This window comes from Brevibacterium sp. RIT 803 (assembly GCF_016892625.1).
In the GTDB taxonomy this organism is placed as follows: Bacteria; Actinomycetota; Actinomycetes; order Actinomycetales; family Brevibacteriaceae; genus Brevibacterium.
Genome location: NZ_JAFEMW010000001.1, coordinates 36,270 through 62,890, shown reverse-complemented (window position 1 = coordinate 62,890; position 26,621 = coordinate 36,270). Strand labels below are relative to the sequence as shown.

General features: G+C 59.9%; 20 protein-coding genes. 6 read left to right on the top strand and 14 right to left on the bottom strand.

Annotated elements, in window-relative coordinates:
- Positions 1-77: 77 nt before the first annotated feature.
- From JTF07_RS00245 to JTF07_RS00220, 6 genes are all read right to left on the bottom strand, one after another.
- Entirely contained in the window at positions 78-845 is a 768-nt protein-coding gene (locus JTF07_RS00245) for a glucose 1-dehydrogenase (protein ID WP_204232372.1), read from the bottom strand.
- Between the two features lie 91 nt (positions 846-936).
- Complete coding sequence (locus JTF07_RS00240; RefSeq protein WP_204232371.1) at positions 937-1,893, bottom strand: carbohydrate kinase family protein; 957 nt, start codon at positions 1,891-1,893, stop codon at positions 937-939.
- Positions 1,894-1,933: 40 nt separating this feature from the next.
- Positions 1,934-2,569 carry a class II aldolase/adducin family protein gene (locus JTF07_RS00235; protein ID WP_204232370.1) on the bottom strand — a complete coding sequence of 212 codons (636 nt, stop codon included), beginning with the start codon at positions 2,567-2,569 and terminating at the stop codon, positions 1,934-1,936.
- 39 nt (positions 2,570-2,608) lie between these two features.
- On the bottom strand, positions 2,609-3,607 hold the full coding sequence (locus JTF07_RS00230) for an NAD(P)-dependent oxidoreductase (protein ID WP_204232369.1): 999 nt from the start codon (positions 3,605-3,607) through the stop codon (positions 2,609-2,611).
- 72 nt (positions 3,608-3,679) lie between these two features.
- A complete protein-coding gene (locus tag JTF07_RS00225) occupies positions 3,680-5,203 on the bottom strand; it encodes an FGGY-family carbohydrate kinase (RefSeq protein WP_204232368.1) in 1,524 nt (507 codons plus the stop codon).
- Positions 5,200-6,534, bottom strand: a complete 1,335-nt coding sequence (locus JTF07_RS00220) for an MFS transporter (RefSeq protein WP_204232367.1) — start codon at positions 6,532-6,534, stop codon at positions 5,200-5,202. Before JTF07_RS00220 ends, JTF07_RS00225 begins: the two co-directional genes overlap by 4 nt.
- A 118-nt stretch (positions 6,535-6,652) precedes the next feature.
- On the opposite strand from JTF07_RS00220, the gene JTF07_RS00215 reads away from it, so the two are divergent.
- The 3 genes from JTF07_RS00215 (at position 6,653) to JTF07_RS00205 (ending at position 10,792) form a co-directional block, all read left to right on the top strand.
- Positions 6,653-7,600, top strand: a complete 948-nt coding sequence (locus tag JTF07_RS00215; RefSeq protein ID WP_204232366.1) for a sugar-binding transcriptional regulator — start codon at positions 6,653-6,655, stop codon at positions 7,598-7,600.
- Positions 7,601-7,775: 175 nt separating this feature from the next.
- Complete coding sequence (locus tag JTF07_RS00210) at positions 7,776-9,791, top strand: ABC1 kinase family protein (protein WP_204232365.1); 2,016 nt, start codon at positions 7,776-7,778, stop codon at positions 9,789-9,791.
- A gap of 98 nt (positions 9,792-9,889) precedes the next feature.
- Complete coding sequence (locus tag JTF07_RS00205; protein WP_204232364.1) at positions 9,890-10,792, top strand: patatin-like phospholipase family protein; 903 nt, start codon at positions 9,890-9,892, stop codon at positions 10,790-10,792.
- A gap of 121 nt (positions 10,793-10,913) precedes the next feature.
- Here the strand turns inward: JTF07_RS00205 and JTF07_RS00200 are convergent, their stop codons facing one another.
- From JTF07_RS00200 to xsc, 3 genes are all read right to left on the bottom strand, one after another.
- Positions 10,914-12,233 (bottom strand): iron-containing alcohol dehydrogenase, encoded by a 1,320-nt coding sequence (locus JTF07_RS00200; protein WP_204232363.1) that lies wholly within the window; start codon positions 12,231-12,233, stop codon positions 10,914-10,916.
- Between the two features lie 183 nt (positions 12,234-12,416).
- Positions 12,417-13,796, bottom strand: a complete 1,380-nt coding sequence (locus JTF07_RS00195) for an MFS transporter (RefSeq protein ID WP_204232362.1) — start codon at positions 13,794-13,796, stop codon at positions 12,417-12,419.
- 441 nt (positions 13,797-14,237) lie between these two features.
- Positions 14,238-16,058, bottom strand: coding sequence for a sulfoacetaldehyde acetyltransferase (gene xsc, locus JTF07_RS00190; protein WP_204232361.1), 1,821 nt, complete (start codon positions 16,056-16,058; stop codon positions 14,238-14,240).
- A 188-nt stretch (positions 16,059-16,246) separates the two neighbouring features.
- Between xsc and JTF07_RS00185 the strand changes: the two genes are divergently transcribed.
- From JTF07_RS00185 to JTF07_RS00175, 3 genes are read left to right on the top strand one after another with little or no spacing between them, the layout of a single operon-like run.
- The gene (locus tag JTF07_RS00185; protein ID WP_204232360.1) at positions 16,247-17,071 is read left to right on the top strand and encodes an IclR family transcriptional regulator; all 825 of its coding nucleotides are present in this window, start codon (positions 16,247-16,249) and stop codon (positions 17,069-17,071) included.
- Positions 17,072-17,111: 40 nt separating this feature from the next.
- On the top strand, positions 17,112-18,062 hold the full coding sequence (locus JTF07_RS00180) for an AAA family ATPase (RefSeq protein ID WP_204232359.1): 951 nt from the start codon (positions 17,112-17,114) through the stop codon (positions 18,060-18,062).
- Positions 18,062-19,780, top strand: coding sequence for a cobaltochelatase CobT-related protein (locus JTF07_RS00175; RefSeq protein ID WP_204232358.1), 1,719 nt, complete (start codon positions 18,062-18,064; stop codon positions 19,778-19,780). The genes JTF07_RS00180 and JTF07_RS00175 overlap by 1 nt, the downstream gene beginning before the upstream one ends.
- Positions 19,781-19,848: 68 nt before the next feature.
- Here the strand turns inward: JTF07_RS00175 and JTF07_RS00170 are convergent, their stop codons facing one another.
- From JTF07_RS00170 to JTF07_RS00150, 5 genes are all read right to left on the bottom strand, one after another.
- Positions 19,849-21,429: an APC family permease gene (locus JTF07_RS00170; protein ID WP_204232357.1), complete on the bottom strand. Its 1,581-nt coding sequence runs from the start codon at positions 21,427-21,429 to the stop codon at positions 19,849-19,851.
- A 51-nt stretch (positions 21,430-21,480) separates the two neighbouring features.
- Positions 21,481-22,572 (bottom strand): phosphotransacetylase, encoded by a 1,092-nt coding sequence (locus JTF07_RS00165; RefSeq protein WP_213018567.1) that lies wholly within the window; start codon positions 22,570-22,572, stop codon positions 21,481-21,483.
- 10 nt (positions 22,573-22,582) lie between these two features.
- Positions 22,583-23,974, bottom strand: coding sequence for an aspartate aminotransferase family protein (locus JTF07_RS00160; protein WP_204232356.1), 1,392 nt, complete (start codon positions 23,972-23,974; stop codon positions 22,583-22,585).
- 156 nt (positions 23,975-24,130) lie between these two features.
- Positions 24,131-25,639 (bottom strand): MocR-like pyridoxine biosynthesis transcription factor PdxR, encoded by a 1,509-nt coding sequence (gene pdxR, locus JTF07_RS00155; RefSeq protein ID WP_204232355.1) that lies wholly within the window; start codon positions 25,637-25,639, stop codon positions 24,131-24,133.
- A 12-nt stretch (positions 25,640-25,651) separates the two neighbouring features.
- Positions 25,652-26,548, bottom strand: a complete 897-nt coding sequence (locus JTF07_RS00150) for a universal stress protein (RefSeq protein ID WP_204232354.1) — start codon at positions 26,546-26,548, stop codon at positions 25,652-25,654.
- Positions 26,549-26,621: the final 73 nt, after the last annotated feature.

Here is a 26,621-nt window from a genome sequence, read left to right as displayed (position 1 = left end):
TTAAACGAGTGTCATTTTCCCTCGTGCTTCAAACAGAAGCTCAGTTCTCAGGCCGTGTCTTAGCTGTTTTCACTGACTCACCAACAGACAAAGCCTCCGTCCACCACGAGATCGTGGCCGTTCATATAGGCTGACGCGTCACTGACTGCGAACGTGGCCGGACCGGTGAGATCGTCGACGGTACCCATTCGCCCTAGAGGGATTCCTGAAATCCATTCGGCTCGCTTTTCGGCGACTTCATCACGTTCAGTCAGCGGAGTGAGAATGTAACCGGGAGATAGCGAATTTACGCGTAGACCCTGGGGTGCCCATTCCACTGCCAACGATCGTGTCAGATGGGCGACGCCAGCTTTGGAGGCGTTGTAGTTGGGTTGCAGGAGACCCTTGTTTGCAATGATTCCCGACATTGATGCCATGTTGAGAATAGTTCCGCGCCCACGTTTCAACATCACTCTGGCCTCAGCCTGAGAGCTGAAGAAGACACCAGAGAGATTGACGTCTATGACATTTCGCCACCAATCAGCCGGCATGTCGATCGCGGGCACTTCACCGCGGGCGATGCCGGCATTATTGAACGCGATATCCAATTCCCCGAGTTCGGAGTCGACGCGTTTAACTGCGTCGTTGATGGCGTCCTCTTCGGTGACATCGACAGACAGAGCCAGGCTCCGCATTCCGATCGATTCGACTTCGCTGGCCGTACGCGCAGCGGTTTCCAAGTTCGTGTCTAAGATGGCTACATTTGCTCCGGCTCGTGCCCAGGCAAGTGCAACAGCACGGCCAATCCCTTGACCAGCTCCGGTTATGAGGCCAGTTTTCCCCTCAAGAGTGAATGGATTACTCATTGTGATGCCTTCCCAATTTGTCATATTGCGGATTGAAGAGATGTGGGTACGGAGGAAGCGGAGTGCCGACAGGTATTGACCTGCGATCGTCTTAAAGCGGTCTTCGGGCGTTTGCCATGCGGAACTCGTTGACTCGATTTCGATCAAGCACGACCGCATCTGACCCGAGGCCGGTCGCCATCAGACTGCCGCAGGCGAGTGCAAAATTGGCAGCATCTCGCGTCTCTGCTCCTTCTATGAGCGATGCGATGAATCCAGCTGAGAATGCGTCTCCGCAACCCGTTGTGTCGATGACGTCAACGTCAAATGCAGGTATCCGGATATCGCGATTGTTTGTATCGCTGATACTCACGCCGTCAGGACCCATCGTGATGAGGACGTTCTTGACGCCGGCGTTGAGATAGTAGTCGATGGCCTGTCGTCGATCATTTCCTGAGCTTGCGATGTAATACGCATCGTCATCACTTGGGAAGAGATAGTCGACGTAGGGCAGGCACGGTTCGATGGCACTACGATCTGAAGCAAGAGAGGATCGACTGGGAATGAAATCCATTGTCACGACGATCCCCAATTTCTTGGCTGTTCGAAGGAAGTTCGCGCTGGGCTCGCCGTCTATTCCTGGCAATAGGCCCGTGCCTCCGAGATGAAGGACTGAGATGCCTTCGAGTAAGTCTGCGTGCAGATCCTGCTCGCCTAGCTTTCCATTGGTGCTGACAACATGCAGTGCAGGACGACTGCCGTCTCTCCGAATGGGAAGGATAGTTGCCGATGTCGGTGATGACGGATCTATTCGAAGGTTCATCGTCGATACTCCAGCCTCGCCCATCTGCGAGGTGATGAAACTTCCGAGCGCGTCGCTGCCGACCACCCCAACCGTAGACACGTCAGCACCGAGGTGAGCAAGATTGACGGCTGTCGCCGCAGCAGTACCCGCCACTGTCAACCGAATTTCATCGAGCAGTTGGATGCCTTGTCCATCCGGGATGGATTCGACATGTCGGCCGAGAACGTCGGCCAAATGCATGCCAACGGTGAGTACGCGTGTCATGAGAGTCTTCCCTTCCGTCTTGGCTAGATGCGGTGATCAATCATGCGTGGTGGAGCTTCTCCCACTGATCGCGGGGAAATTCGCTTTTGGTGTCGCCGAGTAGAAGCGCACGATAGGTGGCCTCTGCGGCCTGCTCCATATTCACCGCCCTGCGATAAGCCATTTCGATGCTCGGCCCGATGGCAGAAGAGCCGTGATTGCCCATGACGATGCAGTTATGCTCACTGGCCTGTGCGGCAGCAGTATCTGCTAATTCGTCGGAACCGTTGGGATAGAAGTCTGTTCGCCCGATCGATTTCACATAGAAGGCGTGGTCAAGTGTGAACAGGCGAATGTTGTGGCCGAGCGCGTCGAGCAGCACTGCAAATTGCGGATGGAGATGAATGATGCAATTGACATCTGGTCTCGCTCGATACGTGCGGTGGTGAAGTTTCCACTCCGATGATGGCCGGGTGCTTGAAGAATCCACAGTCGTACTGTCCTTCAGATCGACAACCGCAAACGAATCGACCGTAAGGCGGTCAAGGAAGGTGCCGGCTCCGGTCACGGCAAATTCGTCTGAGCCTGGCACCCGTACAGACAGATTTCCTCCGCTGGCGAGGGCGAGCCCCTTCTGTACAGCGTCCTGACCAACTTGGCAGAGTTCGGCGACGAGCTCATGCAATTGATCGTTCATATGTTCACATTCCTTTTCCTATAAGTGAGATTGTCGAACTCAATCTGAGAAGACTTCGGGATTCTTCACAGTCGTGGGTTTCAAACCCTTCAGCCATTCCAGAAGTCCTTCGGTGGCGATCCGCGAGTGCTCTTTGATGACGTCATCGGAGGCCCCAGCGATGTGCGGAGTCATCGTGACGAGGTCTGATTCGAACAGCCGATGATCGGACTGCACTGGCTCCTGCCAGAAGACGTCGAGGCCAACCCCTGCCAGCTCACGATTGTCCACTGCGTTCACAAGCGCGCCTTCATCGATCAGTGCGGCACGGGCGGCATTGATGAGATAAGCGTGGGGCCGGATAAGCGACAGCTCGCGAACTCCGAGGAGGCCGACAGTGTCCTTCATGAGAGGGACATGGAGAGAGATGACATCGGAACTGGAGAGAACCTCGTCGAGCGGAGCGATTCGAGCTTCATCGCCAAACGCGTCATCAGGAAGGAACGGATCGTAGACGATGACGTCCATTCCAAAGCCTCGAGCACGTCTGAGCACACCTCGGCCGACTGCGCCTCCTCCCAGAATTCCGAGAGTTCTTCCAGCGAGTTGAATTCCTCGAAACAGCGAGTAGGGCGCGAATACATCGTCGGAGCTCCAGTTGCCCCTACGCAGCCAGCGCTCGGCTTGGCTAGTGTGGCGCACCGTCATCAGCAGGAGTGTGAACGCGAGGTCGGCTGTCACTTCTGCATTTCTGGCTGGGGTGGTGAGTACAGGAATATTCCTGGCAGTGCAAGCTGCAATGTCGACATTGACCGGGTTCGCTCGGCAAGACACTACGGCGCGCAACGCGGGCATCGTGGTCAACGTCTCTTCATCGACTTCGTCGAGCTCGGTGATGACCACTTCCGCAGTGGACAGAAGTTCGTCTATCCCGCGGGTGCTCAGGGACTCACCAGCGATTGACGGCTCGACTTCGTGAACAGTGAAATCTTTGCGGAGCTCGTCGACTCGGACGGGATCGAATGCTGCCGTGATGACGAGGTGGGGTTTCATGCTCATAGGGTCCTTCCAAACGGATTTTGAATGAGATCGAGTAGATTGTCGGGTCAAAGCGGCAGATGTTTGGACGCTTCATTGTGAGTCAGCTCTGAGTTGCCGTAGTCCGCGCCATTGTGGTCGCAATGCCTCTCGAACTTGCCGGAATATCGTCGCTTGCGTTGTATGGAGGGCATACCTTTCTTCGTTCGGATCGAACCGGCGTACAGGCGTGGCGAGTCGTTCCATCGCCGCGTCGACGCTGCCGACGTTGCCTAGTGCAACTAGTGCCAGAGCAGCACATCCACGCGCACCGAGTTCGATATCATCGGACCGTTCGATCACCCGACCGGAAACATCGGCGAGGATCTGGCAAATGGTGTCTGACTGTGCGCCGCCCCCACTCAGACGAATGACGGCCGAGGATTCGAGACCGAGTTCGTCCATGCATTCGCGCAGCGACTGCGCCAGACCTTCGTACACGGCGCGGATCATCTCGGCGACTGTTGTGCTTACAGAGAGGTTCACCCAGCTTGCGGAGGCAGCTGTATCGACGAAAGGTGCCCGCTCTCCACTGGTACTCGTATACGGCAGATAGATCACACCTCCGGCGCCAGGCTGAGCCGTGTTCGCAAGATCCTCCACTTCAGCCCAGGACAGATCGGACAGACTCAATGAAGATCGTGCCCAGTCGAGATTAGGAGTTCCATTCATCGGCGCAAAACACTCGAGTACCTTGCCGTGACCGTCAAATGAAAGAGTAATGACCGGTTGGTTGTGTGCGGCTGTCCTCTGGTTGTGAAGGGCACCGACGAAACTGGTCGTGCCGATGATGGCATACCCTTGTCCCGGCTTCGCCGCGCCGAGCCCGACGCCGCCTAATGGTGTGTCCACCATTCCGACTACGACAGGAAGGCCCTCTGGAATTCCTGTGACCGACGATGCTTCACCGGTGACTGTGCCGGCGATATCGGTTGACGGAACTACCGGAGGAAGGAGCCGCCTGAATCGTTCATGACCAAGCTCATTGATCAGTTCCCTGGAGTAGACGCCCGAGCTGACATCGAGATACGTTCGGCTAGCCTCTGTCGGATCAGTGGCGATCTCGCCAGTCAGCTGATATCGGATCCAGTCCTTGCAATTGAGATGAAATGCGGACGACTGAATTCTCTCCGGGTCTGCCTCTTCTATCTCTTCCAGCAGAACTGGCAACGCTCCTGGAAATAGAGCAGATCCGGTGACCCTCCGCACAGCATCGGCACGCCCATCCATTTGCCATTGGTCTACTCTGTCACCGGCGCGCCCGTCCAACCAGAGCAGTGCCGGGCCAGTCGGACAACCCTCTTCATCGACGAGCCACGCCCCATCGCCCTGGCCCGTAATGGAAACAGCAATGATTTCGGCAGAATCAGATCGGCTGAGGGCGGAGTTCGTTGTACGACAGACAGCCGCCCAAACGTCGATCATGTCCTGCTCTGCGGTCGTGTGTGTTGGGCGTTGAACTGACAATTCTGTCCGTGCAGACCCGAGCACTTGCCCAGTGGTCGATATGACCACGGACTTCACCGCTGTGGTGCCAGCATCGATTCCCAATACAGCCGGTGTCTTCAATTCGCTCAATTCTCCTTGGTCGCAGATACACTGCTGACTTCAGCCTGCTTGTCCGTTCGTGACCTTCGACGAGCTTCGATCTTCTCTGGTTCGATACCAGGTGCACGCAGCAAATAGGTGAGGAACAGTCCGACGATATAGATTCCTGCCAGTACCCAGATGACAGGTGCAACTCCCATGATGGGGACTAGCCCTGCAATCACTGGCCCTACGAAGTTTGAAGCTCCAGCACCGAGATTGAGGACGGCGACTGCCGCAGCTTTGTGCTCTTTGGCGAGGAGAGGAACAACAGCAGAGAGTGGAACATACATTCCCAAAGCCAGTCCGTAGATAATGCCGATGATCATGACAATCCAGTAGTTCGCGCCGACGCTTTGCGGAACATAATAGAAGCCGAGAATGGTGATGGCTGTGGCCAAGCCTCCGCCCCACGCAATGACATTGAGTCGCCCGAAGATGTCTGACGCATAACCGGAGATAAGGTTGGCAAGGACATTTGCAAAGAGCATCGTTCCCCAGATCGATGACCATTCGGACTGGCTGAACCCGATAGTCTGCACCATATAAACGTTGAGGAACACGGCGAACGAATAGTACGACATGGTGTTGATCAGTCGTAATACGCCTCCGACAGCGACTTTTGGCCTTTCGGCCATGATCGTCACTGACTTAACCAAGCCGTCTACGGTCTCTTTCTTTGTAGGTCGACGGGAACCTTTCTGAGCCTTGACGAGGACCGCCACCATGACGGTAGCGACAATCACGAAGACGATTGCAGACCACAGTGTGCCGAGTGCGCCGAACGGTTCGACGACAGCCGACACGAAATAGCCGCTGATGACTCCGAGGCCCATGGCATTGAAGAACCAGTACCAGCCCACTGCCTTGCCCATGACTTCATTCGGAGTCTCCATGGTGACCCAGACCAGAAACCCGTAGGCGAAGAAGGGATACCCGATGGCTCGGACCGCATAGGCGAAGAGCATGATCGTGTAGTTCCCGGGGATGACTCCTCCAACGAGGAAGACGACCTCAAGGGCGATCCAGATGACACCGCCGATGATCATCACTCGACGCGGCCCCCACGACTCGGCCAGTGCCCCGGCCAACCAGGCTGCAACAGCGACTATAAGTCCGTAGACGGAGAAAAGGGTGGCGATGCTGCCGGCACCGAATCCTCGATCAGTGAGATAGTTCGAGAGGAAGCTGAGTTCGATTCCGTCGCCGACCATGAAGAGCATCAGCGCGACGAAACCCCAGGCAAGTTTGGCCGATATCCCTTGTTTGGTGAGGAAATTGGAGAATCTGCCGGTCTGTGCTGAATTCGTGGGTTCGGACATTGTCTCTCCTTTGAGTGTGAACATTTGTTCACGTCAATGAACATTCGTAAGGGTAGAATAGGCATTGTCGGCATAAAGTCAAGACCGTAACCGAACTATCATGAAGGAGTCGGTGGAGATGAGCGATAGGCGCACAGTCGGGCGAGTAGCTCGACTGCATTTCGAAAATGGTCTCACTCATCAGGAGATCGCCAAGCTCTACGACCTTTCCCGAGTCAAGGTCACACGAATGCTGGCAGAAGCTCGTCAGACCGGCATTGTTGAGATCACCGTCCATTCTGATGAACGCCCCTTCTATGAAGTCGAAAGGGCCTTGGCCGATCGGTTCGGGTTGAAGCGTGTATGGGTGTCTCCTCCGATTGAACCAGGCGATTCGGGCGGGCAGTCAGCAGACAATCGGGTGCTGGGGGTCACTGGTGCAGAGGCAATGCAGACGTTGCTCGATCAAGCGACACGCGTAGTTATCGGTCTCAGCGCTGCTGTGAGCGCGAGTTCGAAATGCCTGCCGAAGTTCTCGGCCGCCGAGTTGGAGATTTTTCCTTTGGCGGGAGGACGTGCCGGTCGAGCGAGTGGATCGAACCCGCAGGAGTTGGTAGCAACTGTGGCAGCCGCAACGGGTGGCCAGAGTTTTCAGCTTCCGGCGCCGTTGATTGCTGCGGACTCCCGAGTCTATGAGGCACTGATGGAACGAGCTGGCTGTGCCGCTGTGCTTGAAGAGGCCGCCCAAGCGGACCTCCTCATTGTTGGTGTGGGTGCGGCCAGCAAAGTTGCGCCGGTCTTCCGCCAACAGGTCAGTCCGTCCGACCTCGATGAAATCGCTCGTTCGACGGCAGTGGGCGACATTTCCGCACGGTTCTTTGATTCCGCAGGCAATGCTGTCCGCAATGATCTGGACAGGCGTGTGGTCGGTCTTTCGCTGGAGCAGATGCGGAAGATCTCGAATCGCTTGGCGATTTCCGGAGGTGAGGACAAAGCGGCTGCGGTGAGGGCCGTTGCAGAGTCGGGACTGATCAATCACCTGGCAACCGACCTGACATGTGCATACGCACTTCTCAGGGAGGATTAGCGAGCAGCAGGTTGCCGAGAATCATTTGAGAGCCCTTCTTCGCCGAGTGCCGAGATCACAGAACTCCATGAGTCTGCCAAAATCGAGTCGGATGGCCACAGGTTCAATTAGGCTGGACACGGCGCACACCAGCGCCGCTCTGCGCATCTGATCGAACGACAGAAGGGCTTGACGGGTGACGATCCTCTATTCCATCGGGCTGGGCGTCCTCAGCGCACTTATCGTCGGCTTCCTCGTCCGGCGAATGATGTTCACCGGCACGGGTGCAGCTCGCAACACCATCGTTTCCCTCGCCATGGGGCTCTCGATCTGGCCGATCACCCTCCAGGCGTATCGTCTTCTGGGCATCGCCGAGGACGGGCAATATCCGACCCTCGACATGAGCTTCCCGGCCATCATGGTCTTCCTCCTGCTGTTCGCTTGGTTCATCGTCATCCAGATGTTCGTGCTCCTGGCCATCGAACTGGTCCTCCCGACAGGATCGCTGACCTCGCTGCTGCGCTCGGCGCCGAAGATCCCCACCTGGTATCGCAGGCTCAATCGCCTGGCCCAGATCCAGAAGATCCTCATCCAGTTCGGACTCTCCCGCTACCTCAAGCCCCGGATTCCGACCTTGCGAGTGTCCCTGCGCGAGGTCGCGTCGACCACGCGTGACGCGCTCGCCGCTGCTGGCGTCACCTTCATCAAACTCGGCCAGTTCATCGCCACCCGCGGTGACATGATCCCGCACGAATTCGTCGAAGAGTTCTCTACCTTGCAGGCCGGTGTGCCGCCGGTGCCGTTCAGTGAGGTCAAGGGCCAGCTCGAAGCACAGTGGGGCAGGCCCGTCGCCGAGGTGTTCGCAGAGTTCGACGAGGTCCCCTTCGCTGCCGCTTCGGTCGCACAGGTCCACCGAGGCGTCACCTGGAACGGTCGTGTCGTCGCAGTGAAGGTGCAGAGGCCGAAGATCCGCAAACAGGTCAGAGCCGACTGCGATATCGTCCTCACCCTTGCCGATCGCCTCGAACGCTCCACCGATTGGGCGAGCAGAGTCGGCATCGGGAAGCTGGCCCGCAGCTTCGTCGATTCCCTGCAAGGTGAACTCGACTACCGCGGGGAGTTGTCCCATATCGAAGCGCTGCGCACAGCCGACGAGACGGGCCGATCCACCTCCGGGACGGACTCCATGGTGCGCATCCCACGGGTGTACAAGGAGTACTCCGGTGAGTACGTCATCGTCATGGACCTCATCGAGGGTGTTCCGCTCTCACATGCCACCGAGGTTATCGAGAATCTTTCGGAGCTGGCCAGAAACGAGATCGCCCAGGATCTCTTCCTCATGGTCGTCCGACAAGTGCTGGGCAAGGGCATCTTCCACGCCGACCTGCACCCGGGCAACATTGTCATCTCACCAGCAGGACGGGCTGGCCTCGTCGACTTTGGGGCGGTCGGGCGCATCGACAAACGTGACCGTCGTGCCATTGCCCTGCTGCTCATGGCCTTCGACTCGCAGAATTCCCAAGCGGCGACGGCTGCAATTCTCGACCTCCTCGGCACACCTAGTGACATCAATCTTCGGGAGCTGCAGCGTGAGATCGGTCAGATCCTGCTCAAGTACGGGGACGGTCTGCCGGGCTCGACCTCGGCTGCCCTGTTCGGGGAGCTCATCGACTTCGTCGTCGACTTCGGTTTCCCCATGCCGGCTTCGGTCGCCACTGCTTTCCGTGCGATCAGCACGCTCGAGGGGTCGATCACGAAGCTCAACCCCGAGCTCAACCTGCTCACTCTCGTGACGCAGAACGGACGCAGCCTTCTGCGTGAGGTCGGAGGGCTGGGAGTCGACCTGCAGGAGACGGCACTCTATGCGGCCGCCGTAGGTCCGCAGATCGCAGAACTTCCCGGTCAGCTCTCACGCATCGCTGGCCACCTGCAGGACGGGACCCTCGACGTCGGCACGAGCGGCCTGAATATTTCGATGATCAAGGGGCTGCTCAAGTCCACGGTTGAACAGTTCATCCAAGTGATTGTGTCCACGGCCCTCATCCTTGGGGGAGTGATCCTCATGGCGGCCGACTTCGGTCCGCCGCTGGCGCCCGAGCTCAAGCTGTTCACGTACTTCGGAGCCTGGGTGCTGCTGGTCGGCAGCGTCATAGCGGCGATGGTGCTGGCACCGGCGCTGCGACAGCGGATGGTGTGGGAAGGCCTGGGGTAATCCAAGGCGGCCTGACACCGTGTGGCTGGTTTGTTCCCATAGTTGCGGAGTGACGGCGGTGCACTGCAAGCGGAATGGCACTCGCTAGGATGATCGACATGACGGACACAGACCACACGACAGGAACGGCGCGCATCAGCGACACCGCACTCATCTTCGAAGGCGGTGGTATGCGAGCGTCTCTGACAAGCGGGATGGTCGTCACGTTGCTTGGCGCCGGTCTGGATTTCGACTGGGTCGCAGGTATCAGCGCCGGAGCGTCGAATGCGGTGAACTATCTGTCCGGTGACGCACGTCGGGCGCGCAGATCATTTGTCGACTTTGCTGCGGATGAGCAATTCGGCGGTCTGCGTTACTTTGCCCGCGGGCAGGGCATGTTCAACGCGGAGTACATCTACCAGAAGGCCGGCGGTCCCGAAGAGGCCCTGCCCTTTGATTGGGAGTCTTTCCAGTCGAGTTCTGCCGACATGCGAATCGTCGCGTTTGACGCAGTGACAGGTGAGGACGTCGTGTGGTCGCGGAAGGACACACCGCACATCGAAGATCTCATGGTTCGCGTCCGTGCCTCCTCGACGATGCCGGGTCTCATGCCGCCGGTCCACCTGGATGGACACGTCTACGTCGACGGGGCGATGGGCGAAGATGGCGGAATCGCGTTGAGCCGGGCCCAGCGCGAAGGTTTCGAGAAGTTCGTCATCGTCCTCACTCAGGAGCGCTCATACCGGAAGGTACCGCAGCGTTTTCCCGCCATCTACCGAAGCATCTTTCGTCGGTACCCGGCGGTGGGCGAGGCGCTGCTGACTCGGTGGAAGCGCTACAACGAAACGCGTGACCGCATCTTCGCTCTCGAAGAGGAGGGGAAGGCCCACGTCTTTGCACCGGAGCGTATGCCGGTCGACAACGGCACCCGCGACCTCTCGCGTCTCGCCGCAGCTCACCGCATGGGGCTCTCGCAGTCACGCCGCGAGCTGCCGGCGATGCGCGAGTTCCTCGGGGTGTGAGCAGCGAATTGCTACGCGAACGACAGCTTTTCGCAACACGATTCCGCGTGGAAACGGAGCCCACTTCTGCGTAGTTCCACGAGAACCGCCATTAAAGGTTTCTACATCGAGACGGGTAATCTCACCCCAGAGACAAACGACCAATCATTGCAGCTTGCAGAATTGACTCTGCTCCTGAAGTGTCGAGCAAGATGGGATTGTTGTCGCAGAGCCGCTTGGAGGCGACCCCCTTCTCTGCAGCCGACCCAATCGTGGCGGGATCGAAGCCGATCTGGCTCAGAGCGCTCGGAATTTCTATTCCCGACAGATACAGCTGTACGAGACGGGGTGCTGCGGCCGCTAGTTGTTCTTCTTGGTTTCCGCCTGCGCTCGTTCCGTTGCTGGCAGCGAGGATAAGCGCATGATCCGCTTGTGAGACACTTGCCGACAAGATGTCGTCCGCAATGACACTTCTTCCGATGATCCGAGCAATCTCTGCGTATTCCGGAATTCGAGCCTGACAGTTGAACTCCATCACGTATGGCATGAGCAGTCCGGTTCCGACCCCGTGTGGTGTGCGTGTCGCAGCTCCGACGGGGTACTGAAGAGCATGAGCGGCGGCGTTGCCCGCAGTGCCAAAAGCCAGTCCACCTAGGAGCGCGCCGTACATCACTTGTGTGCGCGCATGCAGCGAATCCGGTTCCCGAAAAGCTCCCAGGAGCCCGTCGCTGATGGACTGAATTCCTTCAAGGGCCAAAGAGTTTGTGAGCTTGCTTTGCCCTATAGCTACGCGGCTTGCCAAGAGATCGGGATGGCTGTCTCTCCTGATGGCGGTGTATGACTCTATGCAGTGGGTGAGTGCATCGGCACCGGAAGCCGCGGTTACCGAGGGTGGACAGGTGAGTGTCAGTTCGGGGTCGCAGAGTGCCACTGTAGGAATTAGATAGGGACTCGAAACTCCTGCCTTCACGCCTTGCTCTGTGTCTGTCAGCACAGCGACAGGGGTGACCTCTGAACCTGTTCCGGCTGTCGTTGGAATAGCCACGATCGGGAGAATAGGTCCTGGGACTGCGAACTCTCCGAAGTACTGTTTGACGTCCCCTGGGTGGGCGAGCAGACACGAGACAAGTTTCGCCAGGTCAATACTCGAACCTCCGCCAATTGCCACTACCGCATCTGTCGAATGCCTCTTGGCGGCCGACACAGCAGCGGCGATGTCTTCTATTGGCAGCTCGGGTGAGACGTCACTGAATACCTCCACTTCAATGCCGCTGTCGGCAACGTTGTTCATCAGTGTGCTCACTTCCGGGTGCGTGACCATCGAAGGATCAACGCAGAAGAAGACTCGGGTCCCGAGAGTATTGAGGATTTTTGGAAGACTATGGCGCTGACCTGTACCGAAGATGATCTCTCGTGGCGTTCGGAATCCCGCAAATAGTCGGTTACATTCGAGTTCAGACATTGGTTCCATTCCATTCTCGCTAGGGTCGCTTTTCGTTAGATCCTGTATCGATTTTTGCCTAAGCACCGTTACCGTTCTCAAACTCATACAGATCACTGGTTGATCTGTCGGTGCCCCTGTGCCCAGTAGAGAGTAGACAGTAAGTACCATGCGTGTGGTTATCTGTCACCGCATCACAATTACTCATCCAGCGTGTCCCCTGCCGCCGTCCAGATTCGATTCTTGTCTCGATTCATCGACTGTCACATCATTTTCCGTAACACCGACGGCACGAATATCACGGTCGCGGACCAACCATGTACAGGCGAGAGTTACGGCACAGGAGAAGACTACATAAGCCAATGCAGCATTGAGGCCAAATCCACCAACGAACCATGTAAGGATAAATGGGGTCATGCCGGAAGCGATGATTCCAGAAACCTGATAGACAATTGAAATCCCCGTGTACCGGGTCGCGGGTGGAAAAAGCTCGGCATAGAATGCCGCCATCGGACCATACATCAGTGGATAGACAACGCCAAGAGCAACGACTAGCACTGCGGTAAGCGCCAGCCATGAACCCGTTTGAATAGCCCAGAAGGCCGGATATACGATCGCGACAAGTGCCAATGCTCCGCTGCCGAAAACCACACGACGCGGAATTGCGTCCGAAACTCGACCCCACACAGGTATAAAGATCGCTAAAATGACTGCTGAGATCATTAGAGATAACAAAACCTCAAGTTGCGAAAATCCGACAGTGCCTGTCGCGAATGCAATAATGAATACTGCCAAAAGATTATATGCGACACCCTCGGCGTAGCGAGTCCCCATTCCTAGCAGCAAATGCCGACGCGACAGTCGGTCTTTGAGCAACTCGGCGAGAGGGATTTTGCGTTCTACGCTATCCACTTTTTTCTGCGCGGCACGGAAACTGGGAGTCTCTGCAATTTTCGAACGAAGATAGACTCCCACAACGACCAGCAGAATGCTGACGAAGAAGGCAATGCGCCACCCCCACGCGAGGAATGCTTCATCCGACATAAACACGTTCAGGAGTGTGAACGCGCCTGTGCCCAACAAGAGGCCAAAGGCGAGACCCATCTGAGGAAAACTGCCGAAGAATCCTCGTCTGGTCTTAGGCGCGTACTCAACGCTCAACAGCACTGCGCCTCCCCACTCGCCGCCGATCGCAATTCCTTGAGCGATCCGCAAGAGGATGAGCGTGATGGGCGCCCAAATTCCGATCTGCTCGTACGTGGGAATCGCGCCGATCAGGAACGTAGCGATGCCCATAATGTACATGGTCGTTACTAGAGTCCTCTTGCGCCCTATCCGGTCGCCCAGGTGGCCGAAGACCAGTCCCCCCAAAGGGCGGGCCAAGAAGCCCACAGCGAAAGTTCCGTAAGATAGCAGCAGCCCGATAGTGCTGTCACCGGTCGGGAAGTACAGACGGTCGAATACTAGACCTGCAGCCGTGCCGTAGAGGAAGAAGTCGTACCATTCGATGGTCGTGCCGATTGTCGACGACGACACCGCTGTCCGAACGTCTTTCTTGGACACGCGGTGAGTGTCGTCGGTCATTTCAGTCTGGCGGAGGCCGCCAGCGTCAGTTGCTGGTTCCTGTTGCATATCACGTTCTCCAATTCGAGATGGAGCAGTGCGGGGAGTCGACGCCGTTCATCGTTCTGAGTTGCATCTTTGCACTGCGGATCGTTACGACTCTGGCCGACTGCTTCGGCTTGGTCTAGGAACGCCTCCGGCACTCATCCCACCACCGAGACGGGACAGCGAGAGTAGAAACGGGAAAGCCTCGACATCAATGCACTGATGAGGCTGGGTCAGAAGAATCGGTCACGATGTGCGGTTGCCGAGGCCGGCGGAGGTGGTGGCAGCTCAATCGGGGACAACTTGTGATCCGGGGGACAGGATGTCGAGTGTCCCGGGAGGTGTTCGGTCACCGAAACTCTAGCGTCGTCGGTGCCCGAACATCTCCACAGGCCAGACTCCTGAAGGGTCAGACCCTCACACGAAGTCCTTGTACTTGTCGAGCGTGCGAACCGGCTTGCGCAGAGCGTCGCGGCGGAAGGGATCTCCCAGTTCCTTGGTGCACATGACTTCGATGACGGTGGTCTTGCCCTCGTTCATCTGTGCCTCCACAGCCTTCTGCAGGGCAGGCCCGACCTTGTCGAGCTGGTCGACGACGACTCCCTCGGCGCCCATCGATTCGGCCATCGCAGCGAAGCTCTCACCGTTGTCCAGTTCACCTGCGATGAAGCGACGGCCGTAGAACTCCACCTGGTTCTTCTTCTCCGCTCCCCACTGCCGGTTGCGGAAGACGACGGCGGTGACCGGGATGTCATGCCGGACTGCGGTGAGGATCTCCACCATGCTCATGGCCCAAGCACCGTCGCCGGCGTAGGCGATGGCGGGACGCTCCGGAGCGGCGCGCTTGGCTCCGATCATCGTCGGCAGAGCATAGCCGCAGTTGCCGAAGCTCATCGGCGCGAAGAAGCTGCGGGGGCGCTCGAACCTCAGATAGCTGTGTGCGACCGAGTTGATGTTGCCGATATCGGTCGAGACCATGACATCGGCGGGCATCGCCTTCTCGAGTTCGCGGAGCACCTGTCGCGGATGGAGCCAGTTGCCCTCTTCCTTCTCTGCCTCGTCGATGGTGTCGAGGGAGAATTCGTCGCGCTCATGGGTCCACGAATCGAGTTCGGCCTCCCAGGCCTCCTTCTCGGCACGGATGAGCTCTGCTCGCTGCTCCTTCGTGGCATCGCTGGCGACGTCGCGATCGTTGAGCCGGGCGAGGAGCTCCTCGGCGACGGCCTTGGCATCGCCGCAGATGCCGACATCGATCTTCTTGACCAAACCGAGCATCTTCTGATCGGCGTCGACCTGGATGATCTTGGCATTCGTGGGCCAGTAGTCGAATTCGTACTGGGGCAGTGTGCCGAACGGTCCGAGCCGGGTGCCGAGCGCGAGGACCACATCAGCCTGATTGATCAAGGTCATCCCGGCCTTCGACCCCTGATAGCCCAGAGGACCTGCCCACAGCGGATGGCTGGCCGGGAACGAGTCGTTGTGCTGATAGCTGTTGACCACTGGGGAACCGAGGCGCTGCGCCAAGGCGATGCACTCATCGACCCCATCGGCCATGACAACGCCGCCGCCGGAGACGATGACCGGATTCTTCGCCGAGGCGAGCAGCGCCGCAGCTTCCTCGAGGCTTTCGGCCCCGCCTGCGCCGCGATCGATCTTCTGCGGCTGGGGAATTTCAGCCGAGCATTCGCCGTAGAAGTAGTCGCGGGGGATGTTCAGCTGGGCCGGCCCCATCTCCGACTTCGCCCGATCGAAGCAGCGGGCCGTGAATTCCGACATGCGGGACGCATTGCTGACATGTCCTTGGTACTTCGTGAACTCCTGGAACATCGGCAGCTGATTGGCCTCTTGGAATCCGCCAAGACCGATCGAATTCGTTCCCGCCTCCGGGGTGACGATGACCACCGGGGAGTGCGCCCAGTAGGCGGCCGCGATGGCCGTCACGCAGTTCGAGATTCCAGGCCCGTTCTGCCCGGTGACGACGCCATGCCGGCCCGAGGCACGGGCGTAGCCGTCCGCCATGTGTGCCGCGCCCTGTTCGTGGACCACGGGGATGAAATCGATGCCCGCGGGAGCGAAGATGTCCATCGCGTCCATGAACGCTGAGCCCATAATGCCGAAGACGTCGGTGACTCCATTAGCCACCATCGTTTCGACGAATGCTTCGGACGATGTGATCTTCTGTGGTTTCGCAGCTTCGCTGAGTGCTGCCTTGTCGGTTCGATCGGCCAGTTCCGTCATCGCAACGTCTCCTGTTCGTCGTCGGACCACTGCCTTGTGGTCTCGGATTTGTGTTCATATCACTTCGAAAAGCGGAACATGTTTGACGCTAGTGTTCGGAATCTGCCGTGTCAACAGAGTTCCGAAAAAGATTTCGTTTGGTACGATAATTCGGAACAATGAAATTCCGAAGGGTTGGGAGGGCGAGCATGGATGACACAGCAGAGCCGACAATCGACGAGGGGCTCTCGCTTGCGGGCGAGACTCCTGCGCTGCGGCTGGTGTCCCTGCTGGAGTTCATCTCCACCCGGGACCAGATCTTCACACTGCAGGCTCTGGTCGTGCAGACGGGTCTGCCCAAGCCCACACTGCATCGCATGCTCCAGCAGCTCGAGGGTGCAGGGCTGCTCACTCGACACAGCGATGGACGCCACTACGGCACTGGCGCCCGGCTCAGACGGATGGCAGAGGACGTTCTTCTCAATGATTCTCGGCAGGGCGCGAGGAGGATGATTCTGACTCAACTGGCCGAAGAGGTCGGCGAGAGCTGCAACCTCACTGCAGTCTCCGGCAATGACGTCATCTACCTCGATCGTGTGGAGACCTCCCACCCGCTGCGGGTGCATCTCGAGGCCGGCAGCCGGGTGCCCATCCATGCCTCGGCGAGTGGGAAGATGATCACCTCGCAATACGGAGACACCCCACGTCGCAGGCTTCTCACCAGTGCGCAGCTGAGGGCCTTCACCGCGAACACCGTCACGGACCCCGACGTGCTGGATGAGGAACTCGGCTCGGTCCGTCAGCTCGGCTATGCCCTCGACCGGCAGGAGTACCTTGAGGGACTCGTCTGCTTGGCGGTGCTCATCCCCACAGATATCGGACGCTCGAATCAGGCTCTGGCGATCCAGGCTCCCGTGATCCGCAAGTCGATCGACGACCTCGTCGAACTCCTGCCTGTGGTTCGTGCCGCAGCAAAACGCATGGCCGTTCTCAACGAGATCGATCGCGACGATGCGACCGCATCCTCGGCCTGAACCTCAGATACTCACGGACTGCGAAAGGACGGCGCATACTATGGCCGACGATTCAACGATTCGAGACATGTTCGGCATCGATGCAGACATGCCGGTGCCCGTTCTCGACGACGACAGTGACCTGGTTCCGGACATCGATGAGAACTACCGGTTCGATCCGCAGGTCACCCGAGCCGTCCTCGCCGGGTTCGCCCATGGCTCACGAGTGCTGGTCCAAGGCCTGCATGGGACGGGGAAGTCGACTCACATCGAGCAGATCGCGGCGCGTCTGAACTGGCCGCTCATGCGCGTCAACCTTGACGGACAGATATCGCGCGCCGACCTCGTGGGCAAGGATCAGGTCGTCATCGAAGACGGTCAGCCGCGCACGGCCTTCGAAGAGGGAGTCATCCCCTATGCACTGACCCGGCCCATGGCTCTCGTCTTCGACGAATACGATGCGGGCCGACCTGAGGTCATGTTCATCATCCAGCGCCTGCTCGAACGCGACGGGTTGTTCACCCTCACGGAGCAGAACCGAGTGATCCGCCCGCATCCGGACTTCCGCCTCTTCGCCACGGCCAACACCGTCGGCCTGGGCAACATCAACGGTCTCTACCACGGAGTCAACCGACTCAATCAGGCCCAACTCGACCGCTGGAATATCATCGCCTCACTCGACTACCTCGACCCTGACGAGGAGTTCCTCGTCGTCACCGGACAGGTGCCCGAAGCCGCGGAAGCTGTCGGCACCGATGGAGTGCGGATGATGATCGAGGTGGCGGCCCTGACACGGAGCGGATTCGCCGCGGGGGACGTCTCCGCACTGATGTCGCCGCGCACAGTCATCTCCTGGGCCCAGAACTCGGTGATCTTCGGCGACGTGGAACTCGCCTTCAGGTTCTCCTTCCTCAACCGCTGTGATCCCTCCGAGTACCCACTCGTCGCGGAATATTATCAGCGCTGCTTCGGCGATGAGCTGCGTGTCAGCGATGTCGCTGCGGCAAGCTGATGACCGAGTTCGGATCGCTGTCGTCCGAGGGCCGTTCCCACCGCGAAGAGGCCATGCTGGAGAAACGGATGGCCTCAGTATTCAGGGCGCTGAGTGGCGATCCCGGAGTCGATCTGTGGGCGCATCGCCCGGTCGACTTCCGAGGGACGCTGCCGATGAACGCCCCTCATCTCTACCCGAATCCGCGCACGTCCGGTCTCGGTTCGCTGCGAGGAGCCACGGATGCGATGGCCATGCGTCGTAGGTTCAGCGACCTGGAGGTGCACCGGGCACTGCTGCCCGATGCCAGAGAGGAACGTCTCTTAGTCGAAATCCTCGAACAGTGTCGGTGCGAGTCCTTGGCGGTGCAGTCGGGAGTCCGGGCAAATCTGTCGCTGCGCCATGCCGACTGGCGAAGTGAGTACCTGCGCAGCCGACTCCATGAGACCCATCTGGGTATGCTGCTGTTCACGGTCATCCTCATCACTCGGGCCGCCCTGACTCGCGAGCCGATCACACCTGTCGAGTCCGACCTCATCGAAGAGGCCCGATTCGAGCTCTCGGCTGATCTTGGTCCATTTCTGCCATCGTTGAAAGCGACACGCCACGACCAGCATGCCTTCGCCGAGGTGGCCCGTGACCTGGCCCGCACGATCGCCGGTCGGATCATCGCCCTCGAAGATCGGGAGAGCACACTGACCGGAGCGCGCGAACGTCGAGCGAAGGTGAACCTGCCCCTCGTCTTCGACGTCAGTGAGGAGCTGTTCGCCCCTGCCCCGGATTCGACCGGCGGTCGCCTTCATGTCGCTCACGGGTATCGCATCTGGGATACGAGCTTCGACAGGACATCCCACATCACCGATCTGGTCAGGGCCGAGAGTCTGCGCAGCGGTCGTCGCACGATCGCGGAGGAGGCTGCCCGGCTCGCGGTGCCGCTGGCTCCCGTCGTCACCCGCCTGCACAGTGTCATCGACGATGCCACAGATGTCCACGAGGCAGTCGATGCCGACGAAGGCATCCTGGATTCCTCACGGCTGACCCGGCTGCTGACCTCTCCCGGAGACCCCCGTGTGTTCCGCGGACGCTCTCATCGGCCCGAGACAGACTGCGCCGTGACCTTCCTGCTCGACCTCTCGGGGTCGATGAAACCGCATGCGGCGCGGCTCGGTGCGCTCCTCGATGTCATCGTCACCGCCCTTGACCGGCTGGACGTAAGCACGGAGATCCTCGGATTCACCACGAATGCGTGGAGCGGCGGCCGCCTGCGACGCGACTGGAAGAAGGCGGGATCTCCCGCCGATCCCGGCCGTCTCAACGAGGTTCATCACATCGTGCTCAAGGCAGCACATTCCTCATGGCGCCGCTCACGGACCGACCTGGGTGGGATCCTCAAAACCTCGCTATTCCGCGAAGGAATCGATGCCGAGGGCCTGCGGTGGGCCGTCGACCGGCTGCGCAGCCAGCAGGCGGCGAAGTCCGCTGTGGTCGTCATCAGCGACGGGTTGCCTGCGGATTCGGCCACCGGAGAGGCCAACGACGAGCACTTCCTAGCCCGGGACCTCGAGGCGACAGTGCCCCGTCTTCGTCGAGCCGGTGATATCGGAGTCATCGGACTCGGCGTCGGCACGGATCCGAGTCTTTTCTATCCCGTGGGCGTCGAAGTTGACGCCGAGGATGTGGGGAATGCCGCATCAGTACGTGCAATCGTTGACGCCCTCCGCGCAGTTCTCAGACGCTGAGCGCACACACGACCGGCCCGCTGCCGTCAGCAGTGGGCCGATCTCTTCGCGTGGGGAAGGCTCTGAACTCAGGCGTCTTCGTTCTTCGCTGTCAGCGCCCCATGGCGACGCATTTCGGCGCGCTCGCTGAAGCGGGTGACAGTTGGGCGGTCGTCACCGAGGACGAGGCGATCGACTTGGTGATCGGTGAGCTTCCTGTTGTGGCGGATGCGTGAGAGGAAGAAGACGATGCCGATGGCGATCCACACAGCCAGGGCGATGAGCGATTCTTTGCCCAGCGCACCGGGAGAGCCCGGGATGAGCAGAAGGAGCATGAAGATGATCGCAATCACCGCGCCCACACCGGACATGACCTTCTTTGTCGTCGAGTACATGCCGGGGAGAGCCTCGGGGTCCTGCGCTTCGCGGGTGGGCCGGAAGATCCTGAAGGCGCACAGGCAGGTGTAGAGGTAGGCGATGGTGACACCGATCGAGGACATGTCGACGACCCAGGTCAGTGCCGCACGTCCGAACCACGGGCTGATGAGGCAGACGATCATCACAGCGATGATGCCGACATGCGGGGTCTTGTGCTTCGGGTGCAGTCGGGCAAACACGGGTGGAATCATCTGGGCTCTGCCCATGGCCAGCAGGATTCGACTAGCTGAGACGTAGAAGCCGTTGAGACCCGTGCTCACGCCCATGGTGATCGCAATTGCGAGGAGGAGGAGTCCTGAGCCGCCGATGACGCCGGTGACGGCATCGGCCGTGCCCCATGCAGAGCCCGCGTTCGCCAATTCCTGCCACGGTTCGGCCATTGAGACCGAGACCAGCATCGCCATGTAGAGGGCTGCGGCGGTGACGATCGCGAGCACGATGAGGCGGAGCGCCTTGGCGGGGGAGAAATCGAACTCCTCGGCGGCCTGTGGGACATTGTCGAAGCCGATGAAAGCCCAGGGGGCGATGGCGACGATCGCAATGATGGCAGCGACCGGACTGACTCCGTCTGGCAGGGCAGGCGACATATTGCCGAAGTGCGTCGTCGGGCTGGCGATGACTGAGATGATGATTGCCGTGACCGCGATGATCATGATTACGCAGGCCCAGAATTGGATCCGTCCGGACAGGGCGGTGCCGCGGATGTTGAGGACTGCGAAGACGACGAGCGCTGTGATGGAGATGAGGATCTCCGGCAGGTAGACGTCCCAGCCTGCCACGGTGTAGAGATAGCCCTGTTCGATGACCGAGGGCATGATCTTGCGGAACAGCAGGGCCAGCGCAGAGGCGTTGAGCGCGACGATGCAGACGTAGCCGAGTGTGAGGAACCACCCGGCGAAGAACGCATGGACCCGTCCATAGCCGATGAGGGCATAGGCCAGTTCGCCTCCGGAGACAGGGAAGGTGCGGATGAGGAATCCGTAGCTGACGGCGATGATGAGCATCAGCCCGGCGCCGATGGAAAACCCGAGCAGGGTTCCCAATGGTCCGCCCATCGCCAGCCAATCGGTTGGGAGGATGAAGGCACCCCAGCCGACTGCGGAGCCGAGCGCGATGGCGAAGACCCAACGCGGTTTGAGCGTCTTCGCCATTCGCTCGGGTTGCTCGCCGTCACCGGGACCAGACGGTGTGGTCGTGATGTTCGGACTGGGGTTCTCTATTGATTTCGACATGGCACCTAACTTTCGTCACTACTCTGTGAACGTGGGTTCCGTGGTGGGTTCTCAGCCCGGCGGCTGAGTCGCTGCGGCCGGGGTGAGTGCCTGCAGGCACGTGATGAGGCCGACATTGACGATGTCGGACACGCTCGCCCCGCGGGAGAGGTCGTTGATCGGAGCCGCCAGTCCTTGGAGCAGCGGCCCGAAGGCGTGCGCCCCGGCGAGGCGCTCGGCGATCTTGTAACCGATGTTGCCGGCGGCCAGATTCGGGAAGACAAGCACATTTGCATGTCCTGCAACCGCGGAGTCCGGAGCCTTCGCCTTCGCCACCGATTCGACGATCGCCGCATCGAACTGCAGTTCGCCATCGACATCGAGTTCGGGACATGTGCTGCGGATCCGCTGTATGGCCAGACGGACTCTGTCGATGTCGGTGTGTTGGGCAGAACCTGCCGTGGAGAAGGAGAGCATAGCCACAGAGGGTGAGGCTCCGGTGATCGCGGCGAAGGTCCGGGCGGTAGCAATGGCGATCGCGGCGAGCTGTTCGTCATCGGGCACAGGAATGACGGCACAGTCACCGAACCCCAGATACCGTCCATCGGTCAGCTTCATGAGGAATGACGAACTGAGCACCGTCGAATCCGCAGCCAGCCCGACAATCGCCAGTCCGGCTCGGATGACATCAGCCGTCGGACGATCCGCGCCGGCGACAGCCGCGTCGGCAGCACCCTCTGCGACCGCGGCGGCCGCGAGGAAGATAGGATCGGTCAGCCACTTTTCGGTCAGATGACGGTGCTTGCTCGCCGTACTGCGCCGGATCCGGGCTCCAGGGGCTCCGGCTGCAAGTTCTGCCGGATCGTCCACCCTCCACTCGTCGACTCCCGCGACGCCGAGCCTTTCTCCGCGACGCAGAACGTCGTTCCGGTCGCCGATGAGCACGGGCCGCAGCCCCGCCTCGGAGAGGACACCGGCAGCACGAATAATGCGGTCATCGTGGGACTCCGCGAGGACCACCGCCGGGCGGGTTCCGTTTCCGCATAGATCGAGCACCCGTTCGAGCAGCATCGGGTCGATCTCGACCTCGACCTCGTCCGGGTCGGGTTTGGGAAGTGCCGTGACGGGGTCCGTCTGACTGCGTGCTGCCGGTGCCTTCAACATGGTGCGATCCTCAGACTGCCGCCGACAGCGCCGAGACGCCGACGCGCTTGTCGACAGCTCCAATGACGTGATCGACCTTGTCGAGCAGGTCGTCGAGAACGGCCTGGTCGGCAACCAGCGGCGGTGAGAGGACGAGCATCGTCGCACCGCGATTGTCTGGGCGGGTGATGAGACCGACTTCCTTCATTGCCTTCGGGATCACCTCCGTGAGCACCGACTGGGAGGCCTCGGGACTCAGCTCGGTGCCGGTGTCGCGGTCGGCCATCATCTCGATGGCGTAGAAGAACCCGGCGCCGCGGTATTCCTTGATGCACCGGTAGGAGTCGGTGATCCGATCGAGCCCGTTCTGGAAATAGGGTTCGAGGCTGCGGACATTGCCCGGCACGTTCTCATCGGCGAGAGCCGTGAGGTTCGCCGTCGCGACTGCGGTCGCGACGGGATGGCCGCCCCAGGTGGCACCATGGGTGAACGCCCCGGCATCGGGGGAGTCGAGCAGCGCATCGGCAAGCGGTTTGCGGATTATGACCCCGCCGAGGGGCAGGTAGCCCGAGGTGGATCCCTTGGCGAAGGTGATGAGATCCGGGACGACATCGAACTTGATCGACCCGAACCATTCGCCGAGGCGTCCGAAGCCGGTGATCACTTCGTCTGCGACGAGGAGGATTCCGTGTTCGTCACAGATCGTCCGCAGCTCCTGCCAGTAGCCGACCGGCGGGACGAGGGCGCCGCGCGAGTTCTGAACAGGTTCGGCGAACAGCGCTGCGAAAGTGTCGCCGCCTTCGCGTTCGATGAGTTCCCTGATGGCCTGAATCGAGGGCAGATCGGCAGCGGTGCCGCCTGCCGGGACCTCTTCGCCAAGCGTGTTGGGTACGTGGAAGACTCCCGGCATAAGGTCGCCGAAGGGCTCCTTGTACGCCGGGATGCCGGTGACTGCGAGAGCACCGAGAGTGGTGCCGTGGTAGGCCATGTTGCGGGCGATGATCTTCGTGCGTTCGGGCTGTCCCTGGGAGCGGTGGTACTGGCGGGCGAACTTGACAGCCGATTCCACGGCTTCCGACCCGGAGTTCACGAAGAACACCGTGTCGAGGTCGCCGGGGGCATGGCTGGCGATGAGAGTTGCGGCATCCACGGCCGCCGGGTGGGCTGAGCCCCAGTTTGTCCAGTACGCCAGTTTGCTCATCTGCTCGTAGGCGGCCTGGGGGATGTCCTGGCGTCCGTGGCCGATGTTCACGCAGAACAGTCCGGCCAGCCCATCGAGGTACTGATCGCCTCGTTCGTCGGTGAGATAACTCCCGTTGCCCTCGACGATGATCGGAAGACTTTCGTCATTCCACACCTTCCCAGTGGTGAAGTGGGGGAAAAGATGCTGCTGGGCACGATTTGCATAGTCCGAGATCGTCACGCGAACCCTCCATTCTCACTTTCGGGTCGGGTACGTCGAGGCGTCCCGACTCCGGCACTCCGTCTTTGGTGTGCTTGTCATCACTCTCTCGGCAATCTGGCTCCCATTGAAGTCCCAGTCCGTTGCGAGTTCTTTGGTACCAGAAGGTTCGAGCATTCAGTCGTGGTCGAGGAGGGAAGCGATGGCCTCGCTGAGGAGAAGGACTCCGGGCTCGATGGAGTCGAGGTCGATGGCGGCGAAACCGAGGCGGAAGAAGTTGAGATTGTCCTCGGGTGAGAGGAAGAAGGGATCTCCGGGTTCGATGACGACGCCTCGGCGCAGACATTCTTCAGCCAGTTCGCGACAGTTGAGCTGCGGCGGTGCCTGGATCCACACGCTGACGCCTCCGGCGGGGAACGGCACGGCCCAAGGCAGATGCTCCTCGAGCGCGCTGGTCAGCGTTTCCCATTTCTTCCGCAGCTGGGTTCGTCGGCGTGAGATCGTGCGATGGAACTGTCCGGAATCGATGAGCAGCGCCATGGCTCGCTGAGTATGGCCCGGGACGTGGCGGATGGAATAGCGCCGATGGGTCCGCATACGTTCGATGAGCTCCGGCTCCGCAACGATGTAGCCCAGCCGGAGCCCGGGGGCGAGGAACTTACTGAAGGATCCTAGGTAGATGACGTGGTCGGAATGGGGGAGCGCCTTGAGCGCGGGGGTGGGTTTGCCCCTGTACCGGAACTCGGAGTCGTAATCGTCTTCGATGATGAGTGAGTTGGTCTCGCGCATGCGTGTCAGCAGCTGCAGTCTGCGTGATGGATCGAGCGTGACATTGGTGGGGCTGTGATGGCTGGGAGTGACGTAGACGATGTCGAGCGGTTTCCAGGGTGGAACCATTCCCTGAGCGTCGACTGATAGGGGGACCAGTTGGCCGCCGACGCGGGTGAAGGCGTGTTTGGCATCGACGTAGCCTGGGTCCTCGACGCCGACAGTGGTGTCGGGGCCGACGAGCAGTTGGGCCAGAAGGTCGAGTCCCTGTTGGGATCCCGCGGTGATGAGCACATTCTCGGGGCTGACATGGATGCCGCGGCTCGGCAGCACGCGATGGCACAGCAGTCCTGTAAGCAGCGGGTCGTCCTCATCGATGGCATCGCGGACTGAGAACGGCAGGTGCTCGGGATCCATAGCAGTGCGCAGGGCTCGGGCCCAGGCAAGCCTGGGGAATTCATCCGGATCGACCTGGCCGGCGACGAATGGGTAGGGGTAGGACTGCCAGTTCTTCGTCTTGGTGATCTCCGGAAGATTCCTATCCGGAATCGCACGGATCTTGGACTCCCAATCGATGGACCCATCGGAGAGTCGAGCTCTGTCGAGCTTCTTCGATCCGTTGTTGAGCAGGGTGGTGTTGATGAAATGTCCACTGCGAGGGCGAGCCTCGATGAGGCCGGTGGCGACGAGCTCTTGGATTGCGGCATTGACCGTATTGCGTGAGAGCCCGAGTTCGTGCGACAAGGCGCGAGATGAAGGGAGGGCGACATCCGGGTTGAGCACACCGGAGAGAATCTGATGCTCAAGCGCCCGACGCAACTGGCGGTAGAGCGGCTCATCCGACTCCAACGAGATCTCGATCGGAGATAGGGCTGGTGGGCTGTGCGCAGAGTCTGGAAGCTCGTCGTAGGTTGTCATGTCTGCAGCAACTCAGATGGAGATTCCATTGTCTGAGATGAAATCGGCCGCGTGATACCGGGGCACCACGACCATCGGAACCGGCAGACTCCGAAGCATCTTATTGGCTGTCGTTCCCATGAAGATCGAGCGGTTCTTGGCCAATCTGCTCGAACCGATGAGGACGATCTCGCCATCATCCCAGGTCAATTTCTCGATGGCCGACTCGATGGATCGGCCAAGCGCGACATCGACCATGACTTCCGTGGCGTCTTCGACGGACTGGGAAGCTCGCAGGAGCAGCTTCTTCGCATGGTCGCGGGCAGCGTCGGTCCTCTCTACGTCCTCGGTGCGGGAGTCCAGAGCGATGAGAGATATCAACCGCAGGGGTACGTCATGGAGCACTGAGGACTGGGTCGCGACGTTGAGTGCCACCTCGGCGCCGGGGCGCATGCCAAGAGCACAGCTCAGACGCGTCAGACGGCTGGGCGGCAGGTAGCCCGAGGGAGCCAAAGCGACCGGAATGGGAGAGGAATGGAGGAGCGCGTTGGCCACCGACCCGATGGTGAAGCGTCTCAACGGGCCGTGGCTTGCCGCGCCGACGATGATGAGGTCGCAGGGACGTGACGTGGCTTTGTCGATCAGACCCGCGGCCATGGAATCAGCGAAATGGACACTTGTCGTGGACCGGATGGTCTTCGGGACGAGATCGTGCGTTTTGGCCATCCATTGCTCAGCCTCTTCGAGGCAGAGTTTCTGATACTCGCGTTCCGGTTTCGACCCGGCCTGTTCAGGCGGGACACCACGGAGTACGTGGACCAAGTCGAGTTCGACCCGGTGGGACGTCAGCGTGGTTTGGGCAAGCGCGAGGGCGAGCGACACGGCGTCGCGCCCACGATTGTCCATGGTGATGCCGACGACGTATCTCATAAAGTCTCCTTCGACCTGAATCGTTCCGCATCTGGCGTAGCAGTTCTGTTGACTATATGACAGACGAACGAAG

Bases quoted from the DNA above. Each gene is read 5' to 3' on its own strand.
- JTF07_RS00245 (WP_204232372.1), bottom strand. From the start codon at position 845: ATGAGTAATCCATTCACTCTTGAGGGGAAAACTGGCCTCATAACCGGA.
- JTF07_RS00240 (WP_204232371.1), bottom strand. From the start codon at position 1,893: ATGACACGCGTACTCACCGTTGGCATGCATTTGGCCGACGTTCTCGGC.
- JTF07_RS00235 (WP_204232370.1), bottom strand. From the start codon at position 2,569: ATGAACGATCAATTGCATGAGCTCGTCGCCGAACTCTGCCAAGTTGGT.
- JTF07_RS00230 (WP_204232369.1), bottom strand. From the start codon at position 3,607: ATGAGCATGAAACCCCACCTCGTCATCACGGCAGCATTCGATCCCGTC.
- JTF07_RS00220 (WP_204232367.1), bottom strand. From the start codon at position 6,534: ATGTCCGAACCCACGAATTCAGCACAGACCGGCAGATTCTCCAATTTC.
- JTF07_RS00215 (WP_204232366.1), top strand. From the start codon at position 6,653: ATGAGCGATAGGCGCACAGTCGGGCGAGTAGCTCGACTGCATTTCGAA.
- JTF07_RS00205 (WP_204232364.1), top strand. From the start codon at position 9,890: ATGACGGACACAGACCACACGACAGGAACGGCGCGCATCAGCGACACC.
- JTF07_RS00200 (WP_204232363.1), bottom strand. From the start codon at position 12,233: ATGTCTGAACTCGAATGTAACCGACTATTTGCGGGATTCCGAACGCCA.
- JTF07_RS00195 (WP_204232362.1), bottom strand. From the start codon at position 13,796: ATGACCGACGACACTCACCGCGTGTCCAAGAAAGACGTTCGGACAGCG.
- xsc (WP_204232361.1), bottom strand. From the start codon at position 16,058: ATGACGGAACTGGCCGATCGAACCGACAAGGCAGCACTCAGCGAAGCT.
- JTF07_RS00185 (WP_204232360.1), top strand. From the start codon at position 16,247: ATGGATGACACAGCAGAGCCGACAATCGACGAGGGGCTCTCGCTTGCG.
- JTF07_RS00180 (WP_204232359.1), top strand. From the start codon at position 17,112: ATGGCCGACGATTCAACGATTCGAGACATGTTCGGCATCGATGCAGAC.
- JTF07_RS00175 (WP_204232358.1), top strand. From the start codon at position 18,062: ATGACCGAGTTCGGATCGCTGTCGTCCGAGGGCCGTTCCCACCGCGAA.
- JTF07_RS00170 (WP_204232357.1), bottom strand. From the start codon at position 21,429: ATGTCGAAATCAATAGAGAACCCCAGTCCGAACATCACGACCACACCG.
- JTF07_RS00165 (WP_213018567.1), bottom strand. From the start codon at position 22,572: ATGTTGAAGGCACCGGCAGCACGCAGTCAGACGGACCCCGTCACGGCA.
- pdxR (WP_204232355.1), bottom strand. From the start codon at position 25,639: ATGACAACCTACGACGAGCTTCCAGACTCTGCGCACAGCCCACCAGCC.
- JTF07_RS00150 (WP_204232354.1), bottom strand. From the start codon at position 26,548: ATGAGATACGTCGTCGGCATCACCATGGACAATCGTGGGCGCGACGCC.